We start from the raw sequence: 24138 nt of genomic DNA, 5'->3' as shown, positions 1-24138 counted from the left end.
AGTCGGCGCATGGGTCGAAGTTCCTTCCTGAACTGCGAGGCTGAACGACAGTAGGCCGGGCCGGGGTAGCACCCGTTATAGGGCTGTGAGTTGATCTGATTCGAGATTATTAGGGTGGTACCGCGGAGTTTTCCGTCCCTTGCGGTAGCGCTCTTTTTATTTCGCCGGATAACTAGGGTGGTACCGCGATGCACGTCCGTCGTCCCTGGGCAGGGACGATTTTTGTTAGAAAAGGATGAGTGAGCGGTATGTTGAAAACTTTGCATCTGAAAAAAATGATCGCCCTGGGGCTGGGGGCCGTGCTGGTGGCTGGCGTTATTGCCGGCTGCGGCGGGGAAAAAAAGAAAGCCGGCGCGGAGGCAGGCAAGGTCTACCGGATCGGAGTGCTGCAGCTGGTGCAGCACGGGGCTTTGGACGCCGCCAACCAGGGCTTTGTGGACGGACTGGCGGCCCGGGGATATAAAGACGGTGAAACCATTCACCTTGATCAGCAGAACGCCCAGGGAGACCAGTCCAACTTAAAAACGATCAGCCAGCGGTTTGTCAATAACAAGGTGGATTTAATCTACGCGATAGCGACCCCGGCAGCGCAGACGGTTGCCAATGAAACGAAAACGATCCCCGTCGTGGGCTCGGCGATTACGGATTACGAGGCGGCGAAGCTGGTGCGGTCGAATGACAAGCCGGGCGGCAATGTGACCGGGACAACGGACTACATTCCGCCGAAGCAGCAGATCGACCTGGCGCTTACACTGATCCCGCAGGCCAAAACAGTAGGTGCGCTGTACACCGCCAGTGAAGCGAACTCGCAGGTACAGGTGAAGGCAATGAAAGAATACGCCGCTGAACAGGGTTTGACGGTGGTTGAAGCGTCGGTTGCGAACGTTAATGACATTCAGCAGGCGGTGCAGAGCTTTGTCGGCAAAGTGGATTTTATTTACTGCCCGACCGATAATACGATAGCTTCGGCGATGGCCAATATTGCCAAGATCGCGGTGCCGGCCAAACTGCCGGTGTTTGCCGGCGATGAAACCATGGTCAGGACCGGCGGCACGGCCGGGGTTTCGGTGAACTTCTACCAGCTTGGCTTCCAGTCCGGTGAAATGGCAGCCGATATTTTAGCCGGCAAAGCCAGCCCGGCCGCTATGCCGGTCGCCGCCCAGAAGGAGGCCAAGGTCATTATCAATAAGGAAGCCGCCGCGGCAATCGGCTTAACCATACCGGACGAGCTGCTCAAAGCGGCTGAATAGGAGCGCGGTCAGGAAGGCGGCCACCTGTGGCCGTACAGGCCGCGCGCTTACAGCAGCCGGCAGGCAACACAGGGGAGGAACAATATGAACGATTTGGTTATTTCTACTATCGCCCAGGGGCTGCTATGGTCGGTCATGGCGATAGGCGTATACTTGACTTTCCGCATTTTGCATATCGCGGATTTAAGCGTGGAGGGAACCTTTCCGCTGGGCGCCGCCGTTGCGGCTGTGCTGCTGGAGGGGCAGCACAGCCCTGCTGCCGCTATTCTGGCCGCCGGTATCGCCGGCATGCTGGCGGGCGCTGCCACCGGCTTATTGCATACGAAACTGAAAATACCCGCCTTGTTAGCCGGGATTTTAACCATGATTGCCCTGTATTCGGTCAATTTGCGGGTTATGGGCAAAGCGAACGTATCGCTGTTAAATACCGATACGGTATATACCTCTTTGGAATTTTTACATTTATCGCCGAATATGACGACCTTCGTGGTCGGCCTGATTGCCGCCGTGGTATGTCCGGCCCTCCTCTATTGGTTTTTTGGCACGGAAATCGGCCTGGCTTTGCGGGCCACCGGCAATAATCCGCAAATGATCCGGGCTATGGGGGTTAATACCGATAATATGATCTTGCTGGGTCTGGTGCTCAGCAACGGAGTGGTAGCCGTATCAGGCGCTCTCATCGCCCAGAGCAATGGCTTTGCCGATGTCGGCATGGGCGTTGGCACCATTGTCATCGGTCTTGCCTCCGTTATTATCGGCGAAGTGCTGTTTGGCTCCCGGAGTGTGAAAAATGCCCTGATTTCGGTGGTCCTAGGCTCCATCGTTTACCGGATTGTCATCGCGGTTGTATTGTATCTGGGCATGCCGCCCAACGATCTGAAGCTATTCACCGCTCTCCTGGTCGCAATTGCTTTGTCCCTGCCTTTGGTTAAAACCAGATTGGACAGCAGAAAGGCGGGGATCTAAATGCTAAAAATCGAAGGTATCAGCAAAACCTTTTTCGCCGGTACGGTAAATGAAAAGCTGGCGTTGAGAAACGTAAGCCTGGAGATGAAGACCGGGGACTTCATTACCGTCATCGGCGGCAACGGGGCGGGCAAGAGCACTCTCCTGAACTCCATTGCCGGTGTATTTAAAGTGGATTGCGGCCGGATTTATCTTGACGATATTGATGTAACCGGTATGTCCGAGCATAAACGGGCCGCTTATATCGGCAGAGTCTTTCAGGACCCTATGCTAGGGACGGCGGCGGATATGATGGTGGAGGAGAACCTGGCCATTGCCGCCAGGCGGGGGAAAAAGCTGGGGTTGCGCTGGAGCTTTCGCCAGGATGAATTTGCCGAATTTAAAGCAAAGCTGGCTAAATTGGACCTTGGCCTGGAGGAGCGGCTGAAAAATCGTATAGGCACCTTATCCGGCGGGCAGCGGCAGGCGATTACCCTGCTGATGGCAACCTTGCGGAAGCCCAAGCTGCTTTTACTGGATGAGCATACCGCGGCGCTGGACCCCAAAACAGCGGAAAAGGTACTGAACCTGACGCAGAATATTGTGGCGGAAAACGGTTTAACGACCCTGATGATTACGCATAACATGCGGGACGCATTGCGTTTTGGCAACAGGCTGCTTATGCTTGACGACGGTAAAATCTTATTAGATATTCATGGAGCGGAAAAGGCAAAAATGACCGTCCATGACCTGCTGGACGCTTTCGAGCATTCCGGCGGCGAGGAGGTCAGCGACCGCATGCTGCTGAGCTGAGCCGGGCCTTGGCTTAGGCTTGTCCCGCCTAATGGTATTGACAAACGGTGGTATTACAAGTAAAATCATAGTAATGTTACATTGTAAACAGTAATGATGAAAAAAAGTAGGTTTATAAGCGCCAGGCAGAGAGCCGGTGGGTGGTGCAAACCGGTTGGCGCTATAGGCTGAAGTACCTTTCTGAACTGCGAGGCTGAAACGACAGTAGGCTGAGCCGGAGTGGCACCCGTTATAGGGCTGTGAGTTGATCTGATTCGAGATTATTAGGGTGGTACCGCGGAGTTTTCCGTCCCTTGCGGTAGCGCTCTTTTTATTTCGCCGGATAACTAGGGTGGTACCGCGATGCACGTCCGTCGTCCCTGGGCAGGGACGATTTTTGTTAGAAAAGGATGAGTGAGCGGTATGTTGAAAACTTTGCATCTGAAAAAAATGATCGCCCTGGGGCTGGGGGCCGTGCTGGTGGCTGGCGTTATTGCCGGCTGCGGCGGGGAAAAAAAGGAAGCCGGCGCGGAGGCAGGCAAGGTCTACCGGATCGGCGTGCTGCAACTGGTGCAGCACGGGGCTTTGGACGCCGCCAACCAGGGCTTTGTGGACGCACTGGCGGCCCGGGGATATAAGAACGGTGAGAACATTACAATTGATCAGCAGAACGCCCAGGGAGACCAGTCCAACTTAAAAACGATCAGCCAGCGGTTTGTCAATAACAAGGTGGACTTAATCTACGCGATAGCGACGCCGGCGGCGCAGACGGTTGCCAATGAAACGAAAACGATCCCTGTCGTGGGCTCGGCGATTACGGATTACGAGGCGGCGAAGCTGGTGAAGGCGAATGATAAGCCGGGCGGCAATGTGACCGGGACAACCGATTACCTGCCGCCCAAGCAGCAGATCGACCTGGCGCTAAAACTGATCCCGCAGGCCAAAACGGTGGGCGCGCTGTATACCGCCAGTGAAGCGAACTCGCAGGTACAGGTGAAGGCAATGAAAGAATACGCCGCTGAACAGGGCTTGACGGTGGTTGAAGCGGCGGTTACGAACGTCAATGACATTCAGCAGGCGGTGCAGAGCTTTGTCGGCAAAGTGGATTTTATTTACTGCCCGACCGATAATATTATTGCTTCGGCCATGGCCAATATTGCCAAGATCGCGGTGCCGGCCAAGCTGCCGGTGTTCATTGGCGATGAAGCCCCGGTTAAGACCGGCGGGGCGACGGCCGGGGTTTCGGTGAACTTCTACCAGCTTGGCTTCCAATCCGGTGAAATGGCGGCCGATATTTTAGCCGGCAAGGCCAGCCCGGCCGCTATGCCGGTCGCCGCCCAGAAGGAGGCCAAGGTCATTATCAATAAGGAAGCCGCTGCGGCAATCGGCTTAACCATACCGGACGAACTGCTCGAAGCGGCTGAATAGGCACAGGCTTAGCGTCGTCTGCAGGGGAATTAACCCGGCTTCTTATACAGCCAGAGTTTTTCTAGAGCGGGATGAGTAGCAGGTAAGGCCGGCGGCAGGGGGCAATGATCGTAGTGGTCATTGCCCCTTTTTGTGTGCCGCGATGCGGGGAAGTGCGCCGCTGGGAAGGGGGCAGTTGCCAGGCCCCGGTTACTGGCTTTGGTGAATTGATAAGTGCGGATAAAAGGGTAGGAGATGACTCAAGCGAACCGTCCGAAACTGCTGAAAAAGTGCCACTCGTCCTCGAATACATACTATATATAGTTGTCCAATATAATTTCATTCTCAATATATTGTAGGAAATCGGTTTTAATATTGACTTTTTCAGTGGTTACGAACCGTCCCCCGTGAGTCTGAGGACATGAAAAAACAACCTGACGGGAAAGATATTTATAAACACTTGGGAGCAGTAATTTCCCTTTACCATTTTGTCTCGCCCTAAAACTAAAATATAACATGGTCAAGACACTGTACATCTCCGGTAAATCGTTTAGCCTGAAGAACGTCATCAAAATGAGCAAAGCAGGAATTGCCAAAGGAGAGAAAGGTATGAGTTACTTTGTGCTTAATTTTCAGGATATTGATAAAACAAAACTCCTGGCTGTTGGGGGTAAAGGCGCGAACCTGGGGGAGCTTGCCAAGCTTGCCGGAATACGCGTGCCGGCTGGCTTTTGTATTTCTACTGAAGCCTTTAAAAGAATCATTGGAGAAACGCCGGCGCTTAACGAACTACTTGATCGGCTAGCGCTTCTAAAGGGGAAAGACCGGGATAAAATCAGTGAGCTTAGCAGTGAGATCCGCAGGGTCATCGAAGGGATAGCCATCCCTCAAGACATTTATGAAGAGATCTCCCACCGCCTCTCCAGGCTGGGAGAAAACAATGCCTACGCAGTACGATCCAGCGCAACTGCAGAGGATTTACCGACGGCCTCCTTTGCCGGCCAGCAGGATACGTATTTGAACATTACCGGCAAGGAGGCAATCCTAAAGCATATCAGCAAGTGCTGGGCATCGCTATTTACCGCGAGGGCAGTAACGTACCGCCTGCAAAACGGCTTCGACCACCGTAAAGTTCACCTGGCAGTAGTTGTTCAGAAGATGGTCTTCCCGCAGGCGGCAGGAATTCTGTTTACTGCCGATCCGTCACCTCTAATAGGAAAGTGTTATCCATTGATGCCGGCTTCGGCCTTGGTGAGGCCCTGGTCTCCGGCCTGGTGAATGCTGATATCTATAAAGTGTGTAACGGCAAGGTTATCGATAAGAAGATATCCACCAAGAAACTGGCTGTTTATGCGTTAAAAGACGGCGGTACGAAAGAACAGGCGATTGAGCCTGAACGGCAGAATCGGCAGGCGCTGACGGATGAGCAGATTTTGCAGCTTGAGGGCATGGGCAGAAAGATCGAAGCACATTTCGGCCACCCCCAGGACATCGAATGGTGTTTGGTTGATGATACATTTTATATTGTCCAGAGTCGGCCAATTACTACTTTATACCCCATCCCTGCAGCGAACGATCAGGAAAATCACGTCTACGTATCTGTCGGTCATAACCAAATGATGACCGATGCCATAAAACCATTGGGACTGTCTTTTTTCCTGTTAACGACCCCGGCACCCATGTCTAAGGCTGGTGGAAGGTTATTTGTTGATATCACGCATAATCTGGCTTCGCCTGTCAGCAGAAAAACGATAATAGATGCCTGGGGGCAATCCGATCCGCTCATAAAAGACGCACTCATGACCATCGTAGAGCGGGAAGATTTTATAAAATCGTCACCGGATGGAAAAAAAGAACCGAGTCACAGTAACGGCAATAAAGGAATGCCGGGGAGTTATCTGGCACAATTCGCAAACGATCCGACAATCGTTCCTGATCTGATTAAGAGTAGTCAAATATCAATAGAAGCGTTAAAACAAAACATCCAAACGAAATCAGGAGCAGATTTATTTGATTTTATTCTGGCAGATATCCAGCAATTAAAGCAGATTTTATTTGACCCGCAAAGTTTGGGTGTGATTATGGCTGCTATGGATGCTTCAGCATGGATCAATGAAAAAATGAACAAGTGGTTAGGTGAAAAAAACGTAGCAGACACGCTTTCTCAATCTGTGCCCAACAATATTACTTCGGAAATGGGCCTGGCGCTATTGGATGTCGCAGATGTAATTCGTCCTTATCCAGAAGTAATTGATTATTTACAACATATAAAAGACGATAACTTTTTGGATGAACTGGTTAAGTTTGCTGGTGGACAGGAAACCCAAGACGCTATCTATGCTTATCTCAATAAATACGGAATGCGCTGTGTCGGAGAAATCGATATTACGAGAACGCGTTGGCGCGAACAACCAACTACACTTGTCCCCATGATTCTCAGCAACATCAAAAACTTTGCGCCTAATGCCAGCATGCGGAAATTTGAGCAAGGGCGACAGGCAGCTTTGAAAAAAGAACAAAAGTTATTAGATCAATTGCAGCAATTACCGGATGGTAAACGAAAAGCCGAAGAGACAAAACGAATGATCGACCTAATCCGGAATTTCATCGGTTATCGTGAATACCCAAAATACGGCATGATTAATCGCTACTTCGTTTATAAGCAGGCTTTGCTGAAAGAAGCCGAACTACTCGTACAAGTGGGCGTTATTCAGGAAAAAGAAGATATCTACTATCTCACTTTTGAAGAATTTCGCGAAGTCGTACGCACAAATACACTGGATTACCAGATCATCAGCAAACGAAAAGAAGAGCACAAGTTATATGAAAAACTAACTCCGCCACGTGTTATCACGTCTGATGGTGAAACACTCTCCGGTGAGTACAAACGAGAAAATCTCCCAGCCGAAGCTATTGTAGGCCTGCCTGTTTCTTCCGGAGCTATAGAGGGACGAGCACGTGTCATCTTAAACATGGAAGATGCTGATCTGGAAGATGGAGATATATTAGTCACCTCCTTTACCGACCCTAGCTGGACACCCTTGTTTGTATCCATAAAAGGCCTAGTCACCGAAGTTGGCGGACTGATGACCCATGGAGCCGTTATCGCCCGGGAATATGGCTTACCAGCAGTTGTCGGAGTAGAAAATGCCACCAAGCTGATACAAGATGGGCAACGCATTCGCGTGCATGGAACAGAAGGGTATGTAGAAATCCTATAAGGCAATGTCCCCGCAAACATTCTTTATTAACTGCTCAGGGACTTTGGAGGATTAAAAGAGGGTTGCAAGCTTAGGACGAACGGACATTTCCCAAGTAAACGGAGAACTATGCCATAATATGCATATCATCAGCGCCAATGCCCCGCCAAGTGGTAAAGCAGGCCCGTGTGGCAAATGAGTTGTCCCGGCGGCCTGCGTATTGACAAGGCCGTTTTTCTCACGTATAATAGGTGAAAATAAGTACCGCAAAGCTGATCAGACAGTCTGAAGGCTTAAGAATTCCCCTGAGGGATTCTTAAGCCTTTTTTATTGTCGGTGAGGCGCGGACGGAAATCTATTAATAGGAGGCTACATAATGAAACGAAAACTGATTGTGTTTGGGGCGCTGTTGCTAGGGCTGGGCCTTTTTGTCGTCGGCTGCGGCAGCGACAAAAAGGAGGTAGCCAAAGAGGTAAAAACCGTTGAAATTGGCATTTCCTCCTGTTGCGTGTCAGAAGATGTAACCACTAAAGAAATAATCCCCGCTTTTAAAAAGTATTATAAAGAGAAGTTCGGGGAAGAGGTTGAGGTTAAGCCTTCTTTCGCCGGCTCAGGCACACTGACCAACCAGATTGTGGGCGGTACGCCTGTGCAGGTGGCGGTGCTGTCCAACGAATCCTACGCCTTGAAGCTGAAAGCGGAGGGATTAACGACTTCCGACTGGAAAGCTCTACCCAACAAAGGCGTAGTCGCCACATCGACGATTATCATGCTGGTGCGGGAAGGAAATCCCAAAGGCATTCAATCCTATGCCGATCTGGCCAAACCGGGCGTTAAGGTCATCCATTCCAATCCGGCCACTTCCGGCGGCGCCTCCTGGGCCATCTACTCCTTCTACGGCTCGGTATTAAAGGAAACCGAAACGAAAACCGGCCAGAAAGATGAGGCCGCTGCTTATGAACTGCTCAAAAAGATCGAAGACAATGTAATCAGCATGCCCGAATCGGCGAAACAAGCTGCAGCGCAGTTTGATGCGGGTCAGGGGGACGCGCTGGTGACTTACGAGCAGGAAGGGCTGCTGGAACTGGAAAAGGGCAAGAAATACCAGGTGATTGTTCCCAACAGCACTATTCTGACCGACTGGACGGTTGTACAGGTCGACAAAAACATCAAACCCGAACAAAAGCAAGTTATTGATGAATTTGTAAAATTCCTGTTTTCTGACGAAGCGCAAAATGCTTACGCCCAGTACGGCTTCCGTTCTTACAAACCGGAGATCAATGCCAAATTAGCCAGCAAATACGCCAATATCGAACTGCCATTCACGCTGGACTACCTTGGCGGATCGACGGAGGCCAAGAAAACCATCATTGATGGCTTATGGAAAAAGACGCAGCAAAAATAACCGGGCCAGCGAATCGGTAACCGGAGCGGCTATCCGTCTCCGGTTACCGGTTTCTTTGCCAGAGCCAATATCAGATATAGGAGCGTTATGATGAAACTGGAACAATTGCTTGCGCGGACGCTTGTCGGCATTATCCTGCTGATTTTTACCATCCTGATTTTGTTTCCTTTGGGGCAGCTGTTTACCTATGCTTCCAAGGCCGGGCTGGGGATTTTTGTCGACCGGCTGCTGTCGCCTGAGGCCCTGGCGGCTATTTGGCTGACTATCAAGATCGGGCTGGCGTCGACGGCGGTCAATGTCGTCATCGGCACAGCCGTCGCTTTTGTCCTGCACCGGGTTGACCTGCCGTTTAAGAACGTTATTGATGCGCTGGTAGACATCCCTCTCGCCATACCGACCGTTGTCATCGGTTTTGCCTTATTGCTGCTGTACGGGCCGGCAGGCTGGCTGGGCCGCTTTATTGATCCGGAAACCATCCAAATCCTTTTTTCCTTTCCCGGTATCCTGCTGGCCCATATTTTCTTCACCTTCCCTTTTATGGTGCGGGCCGTGGGTACCTCGTTGTCCGGCTTTGACCAAAATTATGAGCGGGCTGCCAAGACGCTGGGGGCGAGCCGCCTGCAAACCCTGGTCTATATTACGCTGCCAGGCATCAAAACCGGACTCATCGCCGGCAGCGTGCTGACTTTCGCTAAATCGGTCGGCGAGTTTGGCGCGACGTTAATGGTATCCGGCAATCTGATCGGCCGGACCCAGACCGGTCCACTCTATATTTTTTCCCGCTTTAATACAGGTGATATCGAGGGGGCCAGCGCTATCGCCCTGATCCTGGCCGTATTTTCCTTTATTATCCTGTTCTGTTTGCGTTGGCTGACCTCGGACAAACGGGAGGTAATCAGAATTGACACGATCCATTGATGTACGCGATTTGACGATGAAATACGGCCAGGCCACGGCTTTGGATCATGTTTCACTATTGGTGGAGCAAGGTGAATTTCTGGCTATTCTCGGCCCCAGCGGCTGCGGCAAGTCAACACTGCTCAACCTTATCGCCGGTCTGCAGAGCGCGGTGCAAGGGGAGATCTATGTCGGCGAGCAGCGGATCGACGGTCTGCCTCCGCAAAAAAGGGGCATCGGCTTTGTCTTTCAGAATTACGCTCTCTTTCCCAATATGACGGTAGGGGAAAACGTGGCCTTCGGCCTCAAAATCCGCAAAGCCGGCGGGGCGGTCATCGACAGCCGGGTGGCGGAGCTGCTGCATATTGTCAACCTGCAGGACCAGGCCCATAAAAAGCCCAATCAGTTAAGCGGCGGACAACAGCAGCGGGTGGCCCTCGCCCGGGCATTGGCGCCCAAACCGGATATTTTATTGCTGGACGAGCCGCTCAGCGCCCTTGATGTGAAAATCCGGCAGCACTTGCGCAACGAGATCAAATCGCTGCAGCGGAAGCTGGGGATTACCACCGTCATTGTCACGCATGACCAGGAGGAGGCTTTCGAATTGGGGGACCGGGTTGCGGTGATGGAGCAGGGCAAGATCGTGCAGATTGGCGACCCGGAAACCATTTATCAGGCGCCGGCCACTGAATTCGTCGCCTGTTTTGTCGGGAATATCAACCGCCTTGCCGGTGGGATAAAAAACAGCCAAGTCCATGTCGCCGGCCTGGTGCTGCCTTTGCCCGCGCAACTGCGGGATCTGCCCGCCGGCACGGCTGTCATTGCCCTGGTACGTCCGGAAAATCTGTCTGTCGAGCTGGCAGACGACGGGGCTGAGGGAGCGGCAGGAGCAACCTGCGGAACTATCAGCCACACGGTGTTTCTCGGCCCGCTGATGCAACTCCATATCCGGCTGGATGAAGGACAGACTGTAATGGCGATCGTACCGCAAGCCAAAGCCAGGCAGGAAAACCTGACGGCAGGCCGGCGGGTTGCGTTGCGCGCGGACCTTTACCAGATTGTCCGGGCGTGAGCCCGGCAGCCGTTCCCGACCCCGCGTTCCCCGTAATAACGCCCAATAGCAGAAAGGCACCGGTCTGGTGCCTTTTTCTATTGGGCTTGAATTTTTGATAATTCTTCCTTAATCGGCCATAATACCTATATATTAACAAAAGGAGAAACAAGTATGTCAAACCATAATACGATCAGACTCACGGCAGCCGAAGCTGCTTCCCTCTGGAGTCAATATCAGGCAGATACAATGGTTTCCTGTGTTTTAACCCACTTCCTGAATACCATCCAGGATGCCGAGATACGCCCTCTCATTGAATATGCTATGCAAGAGTCGCAAAAGCATATCCGCACGATAAAAGAAATTTTTGTCCAAGACGGCTATCCTGTCCCCTTCGGCTTTTCACCAGCGGAGGATGTCGTCACTACAGCTCCCCGCCTGTTTACTGATGTTTTCATACTGATGTATCTGCGGCATATGTCCATTATTGGCATAACAGGGGCCGGCCTTACCATTGGTACAGCAGCCCGCTCCGATGTTAGCACCCTGTTTATGGAGGTCATAGCCGGAGCAGTCGAGTTACACGACAGGGCGCGGCAGCTTTTACTGAAAAAAGGTCTTTACGTTCGCACGCCTTCCATTTCAGCGCCGCTTAAAGCAGAATACATTCAAAAGCAAAGTTTTCTTACCGGCTTTTTGGGCGAAAAGCGGACGCTTACCGCCATTGAGATTACCCATCTTATCCAAAATATTAAAACAAACGAGATGGGTAAGGCAATGTCTATCGCCTTTGCCCAATGTGCCCGGAATAACGACACCAGGAACTTTCTGTGGCGGGCAAAACAAATATCAGAAAAGCATATTGCTATCTTTACCACTACATTAACCCAAGACGACATACCCGTTCCGATGCCCTCCGATCCCAGTGTGTCCGGTTCCACCACAGCCCCTTTCTCTGATAAATTAATGATTTTTCATATCTGCACAATGAATGCTGCCGGTATTGGCAATTACGCCGTTGGCGCGGCCGCATCACAGCGCCGCGATCTCGTCGTGTTATATGGCCGCCTGATAGCTGCAATAGGGTTGCTTGCTGAAGACGGTGTTCAAATCATGATAGATAATAACTGGCTGGAACAACCACCAATGGCAGAAGACCGGGCCGCCTTAGTGGGAAACCATTAGCGGTATGGCTAATCAAATTGAAAAAGTATTGTGGAGCATCGCTTTTCCAGGGTTTGGCCAAATTCTAAATGGTAAGCTCGTTAAGGGAGTAATATTTTTAGGGCTGGAATTTTTGATCAATGTGAAAGCTAATCTTAATCAAGCTATTGTCTTTAGCTTTATTGGCGATATCGATCAAGCCATTCTGATAACAAATTATCAATGGGTCATGTTTTATCCTTGTATTTATTCCTTTGCTATCTGGGATGCTTTCCGCGATGCAGGAGGCGGCAAGGCTGCCTATGCATATCTGCCCTGCGTGTTCAGTGCCTATTTCGGAACACTCGGCGTAGTATACTCAACTGTTGTTGTAGTTTTTGGAACCTTGCTAGGCCCAATTCTGCTAGGCCTCATCGGCCTGGCAGGCGGAGCGGTACTTGGCGGGATTGTCAAAACGCTGATTAATTCCCGTACTAATTCCAAACTGCAGAAAATCACTACTGCGGAATAAAAACCTTAAGCGCAGCACCTGCTATATTTTATACAAATTAGCAGGTGCTCCATTTTTTATCTGAGAACGTGTGGCCAACCAGCCCTGAGTAGTTAGGCCTTCTTAGGTATTCAGAGGGAGGGGCGGGAACTATATCCTGGTTTTACTGAATTCTGGCGAATGATAAAGTGCGATAAAAAGTATAAAATGACGCAAGAGAACCGTCCGAAAGCACTGAAAAAGTCAATAAAGCAAGCGCCCCTGAATTATGGTAAAATATAACGGTAGATATTTGCGTAATGGAGGGGCTTGCCTTGCTAAAAAATGTGCCGCACCAATTAAGTATATATATAGCGTGCTCTATGATAAAATTCCCAGTAATCATATTCTGAAGATTATCGCTGGTAATGTGGATTTTAGCTTCATTAACGAGTTGCTGAAGGATTCGTACTGCCAGCATCTGGGGCGGCCGGCCAAAGAACCGGAAATGCTGGCCAAGATCCTCATTTTGCAATATCTATATAACTTATCCGATGTCAAAGTCATAGAAGAAGCCCGATTAAACTTAGCCTATATGTGGTTTTTGGGACTCAATCCCGAAGAGGATCTGCCGGACGCCAGCCTGCTGGCCAAGTTTAGGAAACATAGACTAAAAGAAACCAGTGTGGATGATATGATTCAGGAAGTGGTTCGCCAGTGTGTGGAAAAAGGCATAATTAAAGGAACCGGACTAAGCATTGACGCCACGCATACCCAGGCCAATACTAAAAAAAAAGTGCCGGAAAGAATCATGAAGCATCTGGGAAGAAGAATCATAAGGGCCATTGAGAAAGAAAACGGGGTAATCCCCGCCGAGCTCATTAGCGAAGTTCCCGACTATAAGCTCATAGAAGACCACAACGAAGCGAAGCAGAAAATGAAGTCCTATGTGGAAGAACTGATCGGGAAAACCGAAAGCCATGTCGATTTGTCTATCCTGCCCAACAGCCAACAAGCGGTTAACGAAGCCAAAGAAATCCTGGAAGATCCGAAATTTATGGTCCAAAAAGGAGTCCGATCGCTGGTAGACAAAGAGGCGCGCGTAGGCTACAAATCAAAAACAGACAGCTTTTACGGCTATAAAGTAGAATTTGCCATGCTCCCGGAAACAAGGATCATTACGGCGGTAACAGTGGAAAGCGGCGCCTATGTGGACGGCAGCCAATTTGAGGAATTGTATCAGCGAAGTAAAGCCTGCGGCTTACCCATCCAAGAGGTGTATGGAGATAAGGCCTATTTTCGCAAACCGATCTTAGATACCTTACAAACCGAGGCGGTAGAAGCCATCATTCCCGTAAACGCCTGTGTCTACAAGCTAGACGAAAGCCGTTTTAGTTACAACAAAGACAGCGACCAGTGGTTTTGCGAAATGGGCAATCATACCGAGAAGAAAGTGCGCCAAAAATACAAGAACAAAAATGACGTGTACCGCTATCATTTTGTGAAATCGCACTGTGTGCAGTGTCCGCAACGGCTGACCTGTGCTGGCAAGAATACGAAGAAAAAAGTACTGCGCGTCAGTGAACACTGCGCGCAATATTACGAACATAGTCAGCTTGCCAAGAGCGATCAGTTCAAGCTAAAGTACAAAAAGCGAGCCTGCCATGAGTGGAAGAACGGGGAAATGAAACGTTTCCATGGATTAGACCGTGCACGGGGGTATGGTCTAAAAAGCATGTCCCTGCAAGCCAAACTGACGGCCTTAGCCGTAAATTTGAAAAGGATAGCAGCCCTGATATCCTTTTGCGGCCATGCGTTTATGCAACAAATTGTCAATTTTGCAGCCTATTGCCGATTGACTCCGATTTTTACCCAAGGTTAGTTAAAAAAAACAGGCTTATATCAGTGGTTTCGGACGGTTCTCTTGAGTCGAATTTTATCCCCTATTCCCACGTGTAAGAACTGGAGCATAGTTCCTACCCTCGAATGGACAGGCGATAAAGTTGACAAAAAAGGAACGTCCCGTGCGCCAACGTGCGCCAAGAAGCACACGGAGTATAGCGGGTGGGAATCCCGCCTGGGAAGGCCTAGCCAGTCACCCAGTATCCAGCCTTGGGACTGAAGCGGTAACGCCAGGTCTAAGCGTAGGCAGGAAAGGTAGTAGGGCGAAAGCGCAAGCTGAAGATGTAGAATCCCGAAATCCCTAATGGGAAAGGTCGATGCATGGGACGAGCAGAAGACAATACCGAGTTTAGCGATAAAGGCGAGCTAAGCCCGGCGCCCCGGGATCGAAGGTCTTGGCATGCTACACACTGTTACTCCGTGTGAACTTGGGAGACCCTGCCGCTCTCCGATAGGAGTATGGCCGACAAGTTGAAGACAAGGAAGCCAAATGAGTGGCAGGGAGTCGGATTACGTAGTAGTACCAAGGAAGCAGGGTAATGCCTGCGGAGGGAAGGACGTAACATAGTAGAGCCCTTGGAAAGAGAAACAATGGCTGCACTAGAGGCAGAGAAACCATTGGAAACAAAACTGACATGGATAGCTGAGTTGGCCAAACAATAGCTATGGCTAAGCGTAAGTAAATGCTGCTATGAAGAGCCGGATGCCTTAATAGGGCAAGTCCGGTTCTGTGAGGGGGGCCGTCGCGAGATAGGCCTCTACTCGACCGGATGTCCCCTAGGAAGCCGTTTTTCTTTGTCCTGTTAGGAAGATTATTGAAGGAGTATAACTTTCCTTCTGGATAAGGCTTCCATCTTCACCAAAGGCTCGGCGCAAGCCGTGTTTTCTTACCCCGCAGAAAGTATAAAATTCATTACCTGATCTATAGGATAAGAAAAATATAAGGCTTCCGCCGGCGTCCTAAAGGACTTGGCAGAAGCCAAGTTTTTCTAATATTTTTATATAATTTTTATATAAATGATGCTATCCTTGTCCGATGCAAAAGAGGTGAGTAAATCTTGCTGCAATTGACAGATACGATAATGCTACGGGGTTTCCAGCCAAGGGAATCAGTTTTTGATGGACCATTGACAATATTCTTAAATAGTATAAAATGTATTTTATATGATGATATTTGCATGCAAATGGTAGGGGGGGGATAAATAAAGAGTGCTTAATATCTTTGATAGTATGTGTATTCTATTGGCAAAAGCGGAACAAAAACATTTCTTGTATACAAAAAAGCAACTTGAAGCAGGAAAATTAGCAGTATCCCCTGGCCAATCCGTAATTCTCTACTCCCTCTATAAAAAAGATAATATTTCGATATCTGAGCTGAGTAAAAACGTTTTTTTGGATAACTCAACACTTACCGGCCTGATTGACCGGATGGAACGTTCTGAATTGGTTCGTCGCGAGGGAGCTCCTTATGACCGGCGCGCTTACCATATTGTTTTAACTGAAAAGGCTAAGGATTTAAAAGAAGATCTTTTGAATGCACTGAGTGATATCGAAAAGGAAATGCTTAAAAATTGTGACGAAACGGAAATCAATATTTTTCGTAATGTACTAAAAAAAATCTTTACCAATTTTGATATGTAGTAACCTGCGTGTAAATAATTATGTATATATATGCCACAAAAGCTATGAGGGCAAGTTTTTTTAGTGGTTTAGTTTTTTCTACGGATTTCGAAGAATCCGGAGTTTTTTTTTGCTGACAGCATAGTGTAAATTTTTTTTGAAACTTTAAAATATTTAATTTAGTAAGGGTATTGCAATTTTTCAGACAATATAGTATTATGGTATTGTCAATAGTAAGATTTTGCAATTAATTGTTTTGCATGCGCAATTTACGGACGCAATATAAATACATTCTTAATATTAATAATTTTGTATTTATATAAAACTTCATATAATTCTAGTTTATTAATTGAAATTTTATAATATCGTTGTGAACTGGCTTGATGTACTATAAAAAAAGAAATTTTTTTGTTTATTTATTATGTATACAAATATTAGGCATACATAATATTTGCAAGAGTAATATATTAATATAATATATTTTTTTAAAAAAATAAACTTGATAATAACCGGGTTCCAGGCAAAGATACCCATAAGACATTGAGAAGTGTTCACCGGAGGTGGGTTTTTATGTCTACGGCAACCGGAAGTTAAACAAATCCTGGAAAAAGGGAGTAAAGAAAGGAGGTTAGTTGTTTTTCTAGGAAGGGGGGATTGCGGCAAGCATATTTAGGAGCCCTGTGCAATAATCGAAAAATTGGAGGTTTTTTCATGGAGGTATTTGGTATTCTGTTGAGCTTAGCTTTATTAGTCACCTTTGCCTACCGGGGGTTCTCAGTCATTCTGTTTGCGCCGATTTTTGCGCTGATAGCAGCAAGCTTGTCCAATTTGCCGCTATTGCCTAGTTATACTGAGCTGTTTATGGCGAAAGGTGTAACCTATGTCAAGTCATTTTTCCCCATCTTCATGTTAGGTGCAGTTTTCGGCAAGATAATGGAAGAAACGGGAATGGCCCAGAGTATTGCCCATGAAGTTATACAGCGTCTTGGGAAAAAACGAGTAATTATGGCAGTATGCGCTGCCGGTATGATTCTTTCTTATGGCGGGATAAGTATGTTTGTCTGCGTATTTGCTATTTATCCGTTTGCTTCCGCTATGTTTAGGGAAGCGCAAATACCTAAGCGGCTGCTGCCGTCATGCATTGTGCTGGGCGTATTTTGTTCGACAATGGATGCTTTCCCCGGCAGCCCGCAAATTCAAAACATCATACCCAGCACCTACTTGGGGACATCGCTCTATTCAGCGCCGGTATTAGGTACGATAGGCGGCATTTTCTTAATCATTGTCGGTTATTTGTTTATTGAATGGCGCGCCAACGTTGCCATGGCGCGGGGCGAAGGATACGGAAATCATACGCGCAATGAATCGATTATTGATGAGAATGCTAAAATACCTCCCTGGCAGTTAGCTATTTTACCTCTGTTGACCGTGCTGATTGTAAATGCCCTCATGACGTTTGTGTATAAGTGGGACCCAACCTTATTAGATGCATTCCAGGCAATGAAGCTGCCTCTGGTGGCAGCGTCGGTGAAAAACGCCATTGCGATTTGGGCTTTGATTGTTGGCTTGGTAACTGCAATTGTACTTGCATCTGTCACCGGATATAAATACATACCAAAAACCAGCAGCTTAAAGGATGCTATGAATGCCGGCGCACTAGGTTCCTTATTGGCAATTATGAATACAGCGTCGGAAGTTGGCTATGGCAATGTAATTGCGTCATTGCCGGGGTTCAAGGTTATTGCCGAGTCATTGTTGAATGTCGGTGCGAATGCGCCACTGTTTAATGAGGCTTTGATGGTTAATATCCTTGCCGGTATTACCGGGTCGGCATCAGGCGGTATGGCCATTGCCTTAGACATATTTGGGAAACATTGGCTGCAACTGACCGCGGCTCAGGGAATCCCGGCGGAAGTTGTTCACAGAGTCGCTTCCATGGCATCAGGCGGGCTCGATACTCTACCCCATAACGGTGCTATTATCACCTTGCTTGCCGTTTGCGGCTTGACTCATAGAGAAGCTTATAACGACATCTTTGGTTTAACCTGTCTTAAGATAGTAACAGCATTTTTGGTTGTAGGACTATATATGCTTACGGGGATTGTATAACTGAACGTAAAAGATAGTTGAATTAAGGACAGGCGTGAGCAGGAGGGGATTATGCCGCAACTGGGTTGAAAGCGGTTGTTATCACGGACAGTCAAAATGACTGCAACGGGATAATGAAATATTAATTGGGAGTGAGGTAATTATGGCCAAAGTAGTTACCGCCACAGAAGCAGCCAAATTGGTCAGGAATAATGTTACTGTGGCTACCAGCGGTTTTGTGGGTTGTGCGAATCCGGAAGCGCTGACGAAGGCGCTAGAAGAGAGGTTTATTACTGAAGGCGTTCCGCGTAATTTAACACTGGTGCACTGCGCCGGTCAGGGCGATGGTAAGGATTGCGGTGCTAACCATTTCGGACATGAGAATATGGTAAAGAGAGTAGTTGCCGGACATTGGAATATGGCTCCCAAATTAAGCAAGCTGGTTATCAATGAAAAGATCGAAGCTTATAATTTCCCGCAAGGAACACTAACCCACTGGTTCCGTAGTATCGCCGGCAAAAAACCGGGAGTAATCACTAAAGTGGGGTTGAATACTTTCGTTGACCCCAGGGTTGAGGGCGGGAAAATTAACAAAGTTACTAAGGAAGACCTGGTGGAAGTTTTGCAACTGGGTGGTGAAGAGTGGCTTTGGTATAAGCCTTTTCCGGTAAATGTTGCCCTTGTCCGGGGAACTTCCGCCGACGAAAAAGGCAATATTTCAATTGAGCGCGAGGCTGTCTCCGGGGAAATTCTCTCAATCGCCCAGGCGGTCAAGAACTCTGGTGGTATTGTTATTGCCCAAGTGGAACGTATCGTTCAGTCCGGGACACTCCACCCCCTGTTTGTAAAAATTCCGGGAATTATTGTTGACTACATTGTGGTGGCCGAACCGGCCGAGCACATGCAAACTTTTGCTGAACAATATAACCCGGCCTATTCAGGCGAAATCAACGTTTCTCTATCGGCTCTGCAGTTTATGCCGTTAACTGAGCGTAAAGTTATCGCCCGGCGCGCGGCGATGGAACTTGTCCATAACGCCAAGGTTAATCTTGGCATTGGCGTGCCGGAAGGCGTGGCAGCGGTGGCTAATGAAGAAGGTGTAGGCGATATAATGACTCTCACCGTAGAAGCCGGTCCTGTAGGTGGTGTTCCTGCCGGTGGGCTGAGTTTTGGCGCTTCTATCAACCCCGATGTGATTCTGGATCAGCCGTATCAGTTTGATTTTTACGACGGAGGCGGCCTTGATCTGGCCTATCTTGGCTTGGCCGAGACTGACAAGCAGGGAAATATTAATGTCAGCAAGTTTAAGGGGCGAGTAGCGGGCTGTGGCGGTTTTATTAACATCACCCAAAACGCCAAGCGGGTTATCTTTTGCGGTACTTTTACCGCGGGCGGGCTTCAACTTAAGATAGAGAACGGTCAGTTGACCATTATTCAGGAAGGCAGGAATAAAAAGTTTCTCGACCAGGTCGAGCAAATCACGTTCAGCGGCAAGTACGCCCAACAGGTTAACCAGCCGGTCATGTATATTACCGAGCGGGCAGTTTTTCACCTGACACAGGAAGGCATGTTGCTGACCGAAATTGCTCCCGGAGTAAATCTTGAGAAAGATATTTTGGCGCTCATGGATTTCAAACCAATTATCGCTCCGGGTCTCAAGCTGATGGATGCGCGTATCTTCCGGGAAGGGAAAATAGGTCTCCGGGACATGCTGGCAGAAACCGGAAAATAATGGGTGTTGCCAACCTCCGCGGCAAGAATCTCCACGAACGTGCCCGGGCCTTGATTGCAATAGCGCATCCTGACGCGGACATCTTATTAGCCGGCGGTATGGAAAGTATGACCAACGCGCCCTAGCTATTGAAAGTAAAGCCCGCTGGGGCTAACGCATGGGTAACAGCAAAGTCGTCGATGTCATGATCCAGGATGGACTGTGGTGCGCCTTCAACGGCTATCACATGGGCATCACCGCCAAAAACGTTGCCGCCAAATATGGAATCAGCCGGGAAGAACAGGACCAGCTAACCTTTGAGCCCCAAACAAAAGCCGTGCAAGCCATCAAGAATGGTGCCTTCAAACAGGAAATTCCAGAGTAGCCAGCAGCTGGCAACCCTATGTATTGGCGGCGGACAAAGTGTTACTACTATTGTGGAACTATGCTAGCACAGGTGATGTACGCACTATCCAGGCGTATTCAATAAAAAATAACCCGGTAGGGTTAAAAAATTAGGAGGAAACAATTATGAATTTTGTACTTACACAGGAGCAAACGGACATTCGCAAAATGGTTAGGGAATTTGCCGAGAAATCGGTGGCACCAACGGCCGCCGAACGGGATGAAAAGGAGTATTTCCCGCGCGAGATCTTTGATCAGATGGGCAAACTGGGCATTTTGGGTATACCTTATCCCGAAGAGTATGGTGGGGTGGGCAGCGATTTTGTAAGCTATGCCATTGCGGTAGAGGAAATATCCCGCGTATGCGCCTCCACCGGCATTGGGCTTTCGGTCCACGTTTCCCTTTGCTCCTGGCCGATTTTTAAATATGGCACAGAAGAGCAAAAGCAAAAATACTTACGGCCGCTGGCGGCAGGCAGCAAATTGGGGGCTTTTGGCCTGACGGAGCCTAATGCCGGGACCGATGCGGCAGCGGGTTCCACGACTGCAGTTAGAGACGGAGACAATTATATCATCAACGGGACTAAAGTCTTCAACACTAATGGCGGTGAAGCGGAAATCGAAGTCATATTCGCCGCCACCGACAAAGCTGCCGGACTAAAAGGCCTGAGCGCATTTATTGTGGAAAAAGACACTCCCGGCTTTAAATTCGGGAAAAAGGAAATAAAAATGGGGATTCGTTCTTCTGTACAAAGAGAACTAATCTTTGAAGATTGCCGCGTTCCGGCTGTCAATCGCCTTGGCAAAGAAGGCGAAGGCTTCAAAATTGCCATGACTACCCTGGACGGTGGGCGGATTGGTGTAGCGGCGCAAGCTCTTGGCATTGCTCAGGGAGCTCTTGAGCAAGCTATCAAGTATGCAAAGGAGCGGGTACAATTCGGCAAACCTATCGCCAGTAACCAGGCAATTAGTTTTATGCTGGCCGATATGGCTACTAAGGTAGACGCAGCCCGACTGCTGGTGTATCGGGCAGCCTATAACAAATCCAATCACATTCCTTATTCCAAAGAAGCTGCGATGGCCAAAATGTTTGCTTCCGATGCGGCCATGGCGGTGGCCACCGACGCCGTGCAAGTCTTCGGCGGTTATGGCTACAGCCGGGAATACCCCGTAGAGCGCCTGATGCGGGATGCCAAGATTACCCAGATTTATGAAGGCACCAACCAGGCAATGCGGATGGTTATAGCCGGTTCCATTCTGCGGTAAAATTTGCCGCAATCTTCACGATAAAAGAGCGGTTATCGTTTACAGCAAGGCAGGACAGCTTGCTAAACTAACTAAACGAAAGCTATCATCGGGCAATTGGATTTTACGTCCAAGTTAGCCCATGCGTCTTAGATTCTATAGGAGGCTTAAGCATGGAGATCGTAGTATGTGTCAAGCAAGTACCCGACACTACCGAAGTAAAGATTGATCCGGTAACCAACACCCTCATCCGCCAGGGAGTGCCCAGTATCGTCAACCCCTTCGACAAAAATGCCATGGAAGCGGCCTTGCAGCTAAAAGAAAAGCACGGCGCGAAAGTCACCGTGCTTTCCATGGGACCGTCGCAGGCCCAAGATGCCCTGAAAGAATGTCTGGCCATGGGAGCCGACCAGGCGATCCTGATCAGCGACCGGGCGTTTGGCGGCGCCGACACCCTGGCCACCAGCTATACGCTGGCGGCGGCCGTCAGGAAGCTTGGCAGCTACGACATTATCTTTTGCGGCAAACAAGCCATTGACGGCGACACCGCCCAGGTCGGCCCGGAAATGGCGGAACATCTGGGGATCGCCCAGATCACCTATGTCGCCAACCTGGAGCTAGCCGGTGACCGGGCCCAGGTAGAACGCGAGCACGAAGAAGGCTATGAGATCATCGAAGTCAAACTGCCGGTGCTGGTATCGGTCATCAAATCCCTACACTATGAACCGCGCTACCCGACCGTCAGAGGGACCATGAAAGCCAACCGGACGGAAATCACCGTATGGACGGCCGCCGACCTGGACGTGGAAGAACAAAGACTGGGGCTCAAAGGATCGCCGACCCAGGTCCGAAAAATATTTACCCCGCCGCGCCGCACCCAGGGGGTAGTCATCCAACGGGATACGGCCCGGGAAGCCGTCGCCGAGCTTATGCACCGCCTGGCCGACAGCAAAATCGTCTAACAAGGGGAGGGGAACGGACACCATGGCAGTAATCATAACGCAAGAGTGCATCGGCTGCGGCGCCTGCGAAGCGGTATGCCCCTTCGGCGCCATCAGCCTGCAGGCGGACAAAGCCGTAATCGGCGACGCCTGCACCCAATGCGGCGCCTGTGTCGACACCTGTCCGGCCGGAGCCATCCGGCGGGAAGCGGAAGACCAGGCGGCCGCTATGGATAAAAGCCAGTACCAAGACGTCTGGGTCTATCTGGAGGTTGCGGCCGGCAGCCTTAAAAACGTCGGCCTCGAACTGCTGGGAGAAGGGCGGAAACTGGCGGACGCCATGGGCCAAAAACTAGCGGGCGTCCTGCTTGGCAACAACATCGAAGCGCTGGCCCAAGAAGCCTTTGCCCACGGCGCCGACCAAGTGTACCTGGTGGCAGCGCCTGAGCTGGCCCGCTATAACACCGACGGCTACACCGCGGCCTTCACCGACCTGATCCACACTTACAAACCGTCGGTGGTCCTGCTGGGCGCCACCAACGACGGCCGCGACCTGGGGCCGCGTATCGCCTGCCGGCTGGGCACCGGTCTCACGGCCGACTGCACCGGGCTGGGCATCGACGAGGCGACCGGCCTGGTGGCCTGGACCCGGCCGGCCTTTGGCGGCAACATCATGGCCACCATCCTCTGCCCCGAACACCGGCCGCAGATGGGGACTGTTCGCCCCTCTGTATTCAAACGGCCGGTGCCGGACTACGCCAAAAGCGGGGAAATCATTAAAGTGGCCAGCAAAGTAAAGGCGGCAGACATTCGTACGAAATTCCTCGACCTCGTCCAAGTCTGCACGGTATCCTGCAACCTGGAGGAAGCGGAAATCATCGTGTCCGGCGGCCGGGGCCTGGGCAAACCGGAAAACTTCTGCTACGTGGAAGAACTGGCGGCCGTACTGGGCGGAGCGGTGGGAGCATCGCGCGCCGTCGTGGACTCAGGCTGGAAACCCCCTATGCATCAGGTAGGGCAGACCGGTAAAACGGTAGGGCCGAAGATCTATTTTGCCTGCGGCATCTCGGGCGCCATCCAGCATTTGGCCGGCATGTCGTCCTCCGACATCATTATCGCCATCAACAAAGACCCGGACGCGCCGATCTTCCGTATGGCAGATTACGGCATCGTCGGCGACGCGGTGGAGGTATTGCCCATTCTCACCGAAGAGTTCAGAAAAATAAAAGCAAGTTGAAAGAGGGGATTACGGTGGAATGCAAGCGGGTATTAGTCATCGGTGACGGGCAGATGGGCAGCGGCGCTGTCGACCGCTTAGCCCGGCCCATACCATCCTCGCCAGCAACGCTCCGTCCTGCCGACACGGCATTGGCCGCGCTGACCCAGCATCCCGATAAATTCGTCGGCATGCACTTTTTTAATCCGGCTCCGGTCATGAAACTAGTGGAAATCATCCGGGGTCTGGCGACCAGTGAGGACACCTATAGCCGGGTAAAAACCCTGGCCGAGAAACTGGGCAAGGCGCCGGTAACGGTGGCCGACTTTCCGGGTTTTGTCGGCAACCGGATCATGATGCCGATGATCAACGAAGCGGTTTATACCCTGATGGAGGGCGTGGCTACCGCCGAGGACATGTGATAATTGCG

19 protein-coding genes, 1 pseudogene and 2 other annotated features (1 of these 22 only partly in view) are annotated in these 24138 nt (G+C 50.1%); all 20 genes and pseudogenes read left to right on the top strand.

The features are described from left to right. Positions 1–143, top strand: a binding site (T-box leader) (it extends 67 nt beyond the left edge of the window). A 108-nt stretch (positions 144–251) separates the two neighbouring features. The 20 genes and pseudogenes from SPTER_RS16015 (at position 252) to SPTER_RS25415 (ending at position 24130) form a co-directional block, all read left to right on the top strand. Beyond that, on the top strand, positions 252–1250 hold the full coding sequence (locus SPTER_RS16015; protein WP_425474373.1) for an ABC transporter substrate binding protein: 999 nt from the start codon (positions 252–254) through the stop codon (positions 1248–1250). 84 nt (positions 1251–1334) lie between these two features. Next, positions 1335–2216 carry an ABC transporter permease gene (locus SPTER_RS16010; RefSeq protein ID WP_144351294.1) on the top strand — a complete coding sequence of 294 codons (882 nt, stop codon included), beginning with the start codon at positions 1335–1337 and terminating at the stop codon, positions 2214–2216. Continuing rightward, positions 2217–3008: an ABC transporter ATP-binding protein gene (locus tag SPTER_RS16005; RefSeq protein WP_144351293.1), complete on the top strand. Its 792-nt coding sequence runs from the start codon at positions 2217–2219 to the stop codon at positions 3006–3008. An 84-nt stretch (positions 3009–3092) separates the two neighbouring features. After that, positions 3093–3305, top strand: a binding site (T-box leader). A 108-nt stretch (positions 3306–3413) separates the two neighbouring features. Beyond that, a complete protein-coding gene (locus SPTER_RS16000; RefSeq protein WP_425474372.1) occupies positions 3414–4415 on the top strand; it encodes an ABC transporter substrate binding protein in 1002 nt (333 codons plus the stop codon). A gap of 495 nt (positions 4416–4910) precedes the next feature. Next, positions 4911–7615 (top strand): annotated as a pseudogene (ppsA, locus tag SPTER_RS15995) (phosphoenolpyruvate synthase). Between the two features lie 355 nt (positions 7616–7970). Continuing rightward, the gene (locus tag SPTER_RS15990; RefSeq protein WP_144351291.1) at positions 7971–8999 is read left to right on the top strand and encodes a substrate-binding domain-containing protein; all 1029 of its coding nucleotides are present in this window, start codon (positions 7971–7973) and stop codon (positions 8997–8999) included. Positions 9000–9086: 87 nt separating this feature from the next. Further along, positions 9087–9917 carry a molybdate ABC transporter permease subunit gene (gene modB, locus SPTER_RS15985; RefSeq protein ID WP_144351290.1) on the top strand — a complete coding sequence of 277 codons (831 nt, stop codon included), beginning with the start codon at positions 9087–9089 and terminating at the stop codon, positions 9915–9917. Then, entirely contained in the window at positions 9901–10968 is a 1068-nt protein-coding gene (locus SPTER_RS15980) for an ABC transporter ATP-binding protein (protein ID WP_144351289.1), read from the top strand. Before modB ends, SPTER_RS15980 begins: the two co-directional genes overlap by 17 nt. Positions 10969–11121: 153 nt before the next feature. Then, positions 11122–12132: a DUF3231 family protein gene (locus tag SPTER_RS15975; RefSeq protein WP_144351288.1), complete on the top strand. Its 1011-nt coding sequence runs from the start codon at positions 11122–11124 to the stop codon at positions 12130–12132. A gap of 4 nt (positions 12133–12136) precedes the next feature. After that, positions 12137–12622 (top strand): hypothetical protein, encoded by a 486-nt coding sequence (locus tag SPTER_RS15970; protein ID WP_144351287.1) that lies wholly within the window; start codon positions 12137–12139, stop codon positions 12620–12622. A gap of 388 nt (positions 12623–13010) precedes the next feature. After that, positions 13011–14462, top strand: coding sequence for an IS1182 family transposase (locus tag SPTER_RS15965; RefSeq protein WP_246105321.1), 1452 nt, complete (start codon positions 13011–13013; stop codon positions 14460–14462). 1262 nt (positions 14463–15724) lie between these two features. After that, entirely contained in the window at positions 15725–16123 is a 399-nt protein-coding gene (locus tag SPTER_RS15960; RefSeq protein ID WP_246105320.1) for a MarR family winged helix-turn-helix transcriptional regulator, read from the top strand. A gap of 690 nt (positions 16124–16813) precedes the next feature. Continuing rightward, on the top strand, positions 16814–18211 hold the full coding sequence (locus tag SPTER_RS15955; protein WP_144351284.1) for a GntP family permease: 1398 nt from the start codon (positions 16814–16816) through the stop codon (positions 18209–18211). 142 nt (positions 18212–18353) lie between these two features. Continuing rightward, positions 18354–19922, top strand: coding sequence for an acyl CoA:acetate/3-ketoacid CoA transferase (locus tag SPTER_RS15950; protein ID WP_144351283.1), 1569 nt, complete (start codon positions 18354–18356; stop codon positions 19920–19922). Next, entirely contained in the window at positions 19922–20047 is a 126-nt protein-coding gene (locus tag SPTER_RS25955) for an acetyl-CoA hydrolase/transferase C-terminal domain-containing protein (RefSeq protein WP_425474277.1), read from the top strand. The genes SPTER_RS15950 and SPTER_RS25955 overlap by 1 nt, the downstream gene beginning before the upstream one ends. Positions 20048–20079: 32 nt before the next feature. After that, the gene (locus SPTER_RS25100) at positions 20080–20286 is read left to right on the top strand and encodes a thiolase family protein (RefSeq protein ID WP_144351282.1); all 207 of its coding nucleotides are present in this window, start codon (positions 20080–20082) and stop codon (positions 20284–20286) included. A gap of 146 nt (positions 20287–20432) precedes the next feature. Next, positions 20433–21572, top strand: a complete 1140-nt coding sequence (locus tag SPTER_RS15935; RefSeq protein WP_144351281.1) for an acyl-CoA dehydrogenase — start codon at positions 20433–20435, stop codon at positions 21570–21572. Positions 21573–21724: 152 nt separating this feature from the next. Beyond that, entirely contained in the window at positions 21725–22513 is a 789-nt protein-coding gene (locus SPTER_RS15930) for an electron transfer flavoprotein subunit beta/FixA family protein (protein ID WP_144351280.1), read from the top strand. Positions 22514–22535: 22 nt separating this feature from the next. Next, positions 22536–23729: an electron transfer flavoprotein subunit alpha/FixB family protein gene (locus SPTER_RS15925; protein WP_144351279.1), complete on the top strand. Its 1194-nt coding sequence runs from the start codon at positions 22536–22538 to the stop codon at positions 23727–23729. After that, positions 23726–24130, top strand: coding sequence for a 3-hydroxyacyl-CoA dehydrogenase NAD-binding domain-containing protein (locus SPTER_RS25415; protein WP_246105319.1), 405 nt, complete (start codon positions 23726–23728; stop codon positions 24128–24130). Before SPTER_RS15925 ends, SPTER_RS25415 begins: the two co-directional genes overlap by 4 nt. The last annotated feature ends 8 nt before the right edge of the window (positions 24131–24138 follow it).

The organism is Sporomusa termitida (assembly GCF_007641255.1).
Taxonomy (GTDB): Bacteria; Bacillota; Negativicutes; order Sporomusales; family Sporomusaceae; genus Sporomusa; species Sporomusa termitida.
This window is presented reverse-complemented; position numbering and strand designations above follow the sequence as displayed.

What these genes read in the sequence shown, in the direction of transcription:
- SPTER_RS15935 (WP_144351281.1), top strand. Translation starts at nt 20,433, where the DNA reads ATGAATTTTGTACTTACACAGGAGCAAACGGACATTCGCAAAATGGTT.
- SPTER_RS15970 (WP_144351287.1), top strand. Translation starts at nt 12,137, where the DNA reads ATGGCTAATCAAATTGAAAAAGTATTGTGGAGCATCGCTTTTCCAGGG.
- SPTER_RS25100 (WP_144351282.1), top strand. Translation starts at nt 20,080, where the DNA reads ATGGGTAACAGCAAAGTCGTCGATGTCATGATCCAGGATGGACTGTGG.
- SPTER_RS15950 (WP_144351283.1), top strand. Translation starts at nt 18,354, where the DNA reads ATGGCCAAAGTAGTTACCGCCACAGAAGCAGCCAAATTGGTCAGGAAT.
- modB (WP_144351290.1), top strand. Translation starts at nt 9,087, where the DNA reads ATGATGAAACTGGAACAATTGCTTGCGCGGACGCTTGTCGGCATTATC.
- SPTER_RS15990 (WP_144351291.1), top strand. Translation starts at nt 7,971, where the DNA reads ATGAAACGAAAACTGATTGTGTTTGGGGCGCTGTTGCTAGGGCTGGGC.
- SPTER_RS16005 (WP_144351293.1), top strand. Translation starts at nt 2,217, where the DNA reads ATGCTAAAAATCGAAGGTATCAGCAAAACCTTTTTCGCCGGTACGGTA.
- SPTER_RS15925 (WP_144351279.1), top strand. Translation starts at nt 22,536, where the DNA reads ATGGCAGTAATCATAACGCAAGAGTGCATCGGCTGCGGCGCCTGCGAA.
- SPTER_RS16010 (WP_144351294.1), top strand. Translation starts at nt 1,335, where the DNA reads ATGAACGATTTGGTTATTTCTACTATCGCCCAGGGGCTGCTATGGTCG.
- SPTER_RS15975 (WP_144351288.1), top strand. Translation starts at nt 11,122, where the DNA reads ATGTCAAACCATAATACGATCAGACTCACGGCAGCCGAAGCTGCTTCC.
- SPTER_RS15955 (WP_144351284.1), top strand. Translation starts at nt 16,814, where the DNA reads ATGGAGGTATTTGGTATTCTGTTGAGCTTAGCTTTATTAGTCACCTTT.
- SPTER_RS15930 (WP_144351280.1), top strand. Translation starts at nt 21,725, where the DNA reads ATGGAGATCGTAGTATGTGTCAAGCAAGTACCCGACACTACCGAAGTA.
- SPTER_RS25955 (WP_425474277.1), top strand. Translation starts at nt 19,922, where the DNA reads ATGGGTGTTGCCAACCTCCGCGGCAAGAATCTCCACGAACGTGCCCGG.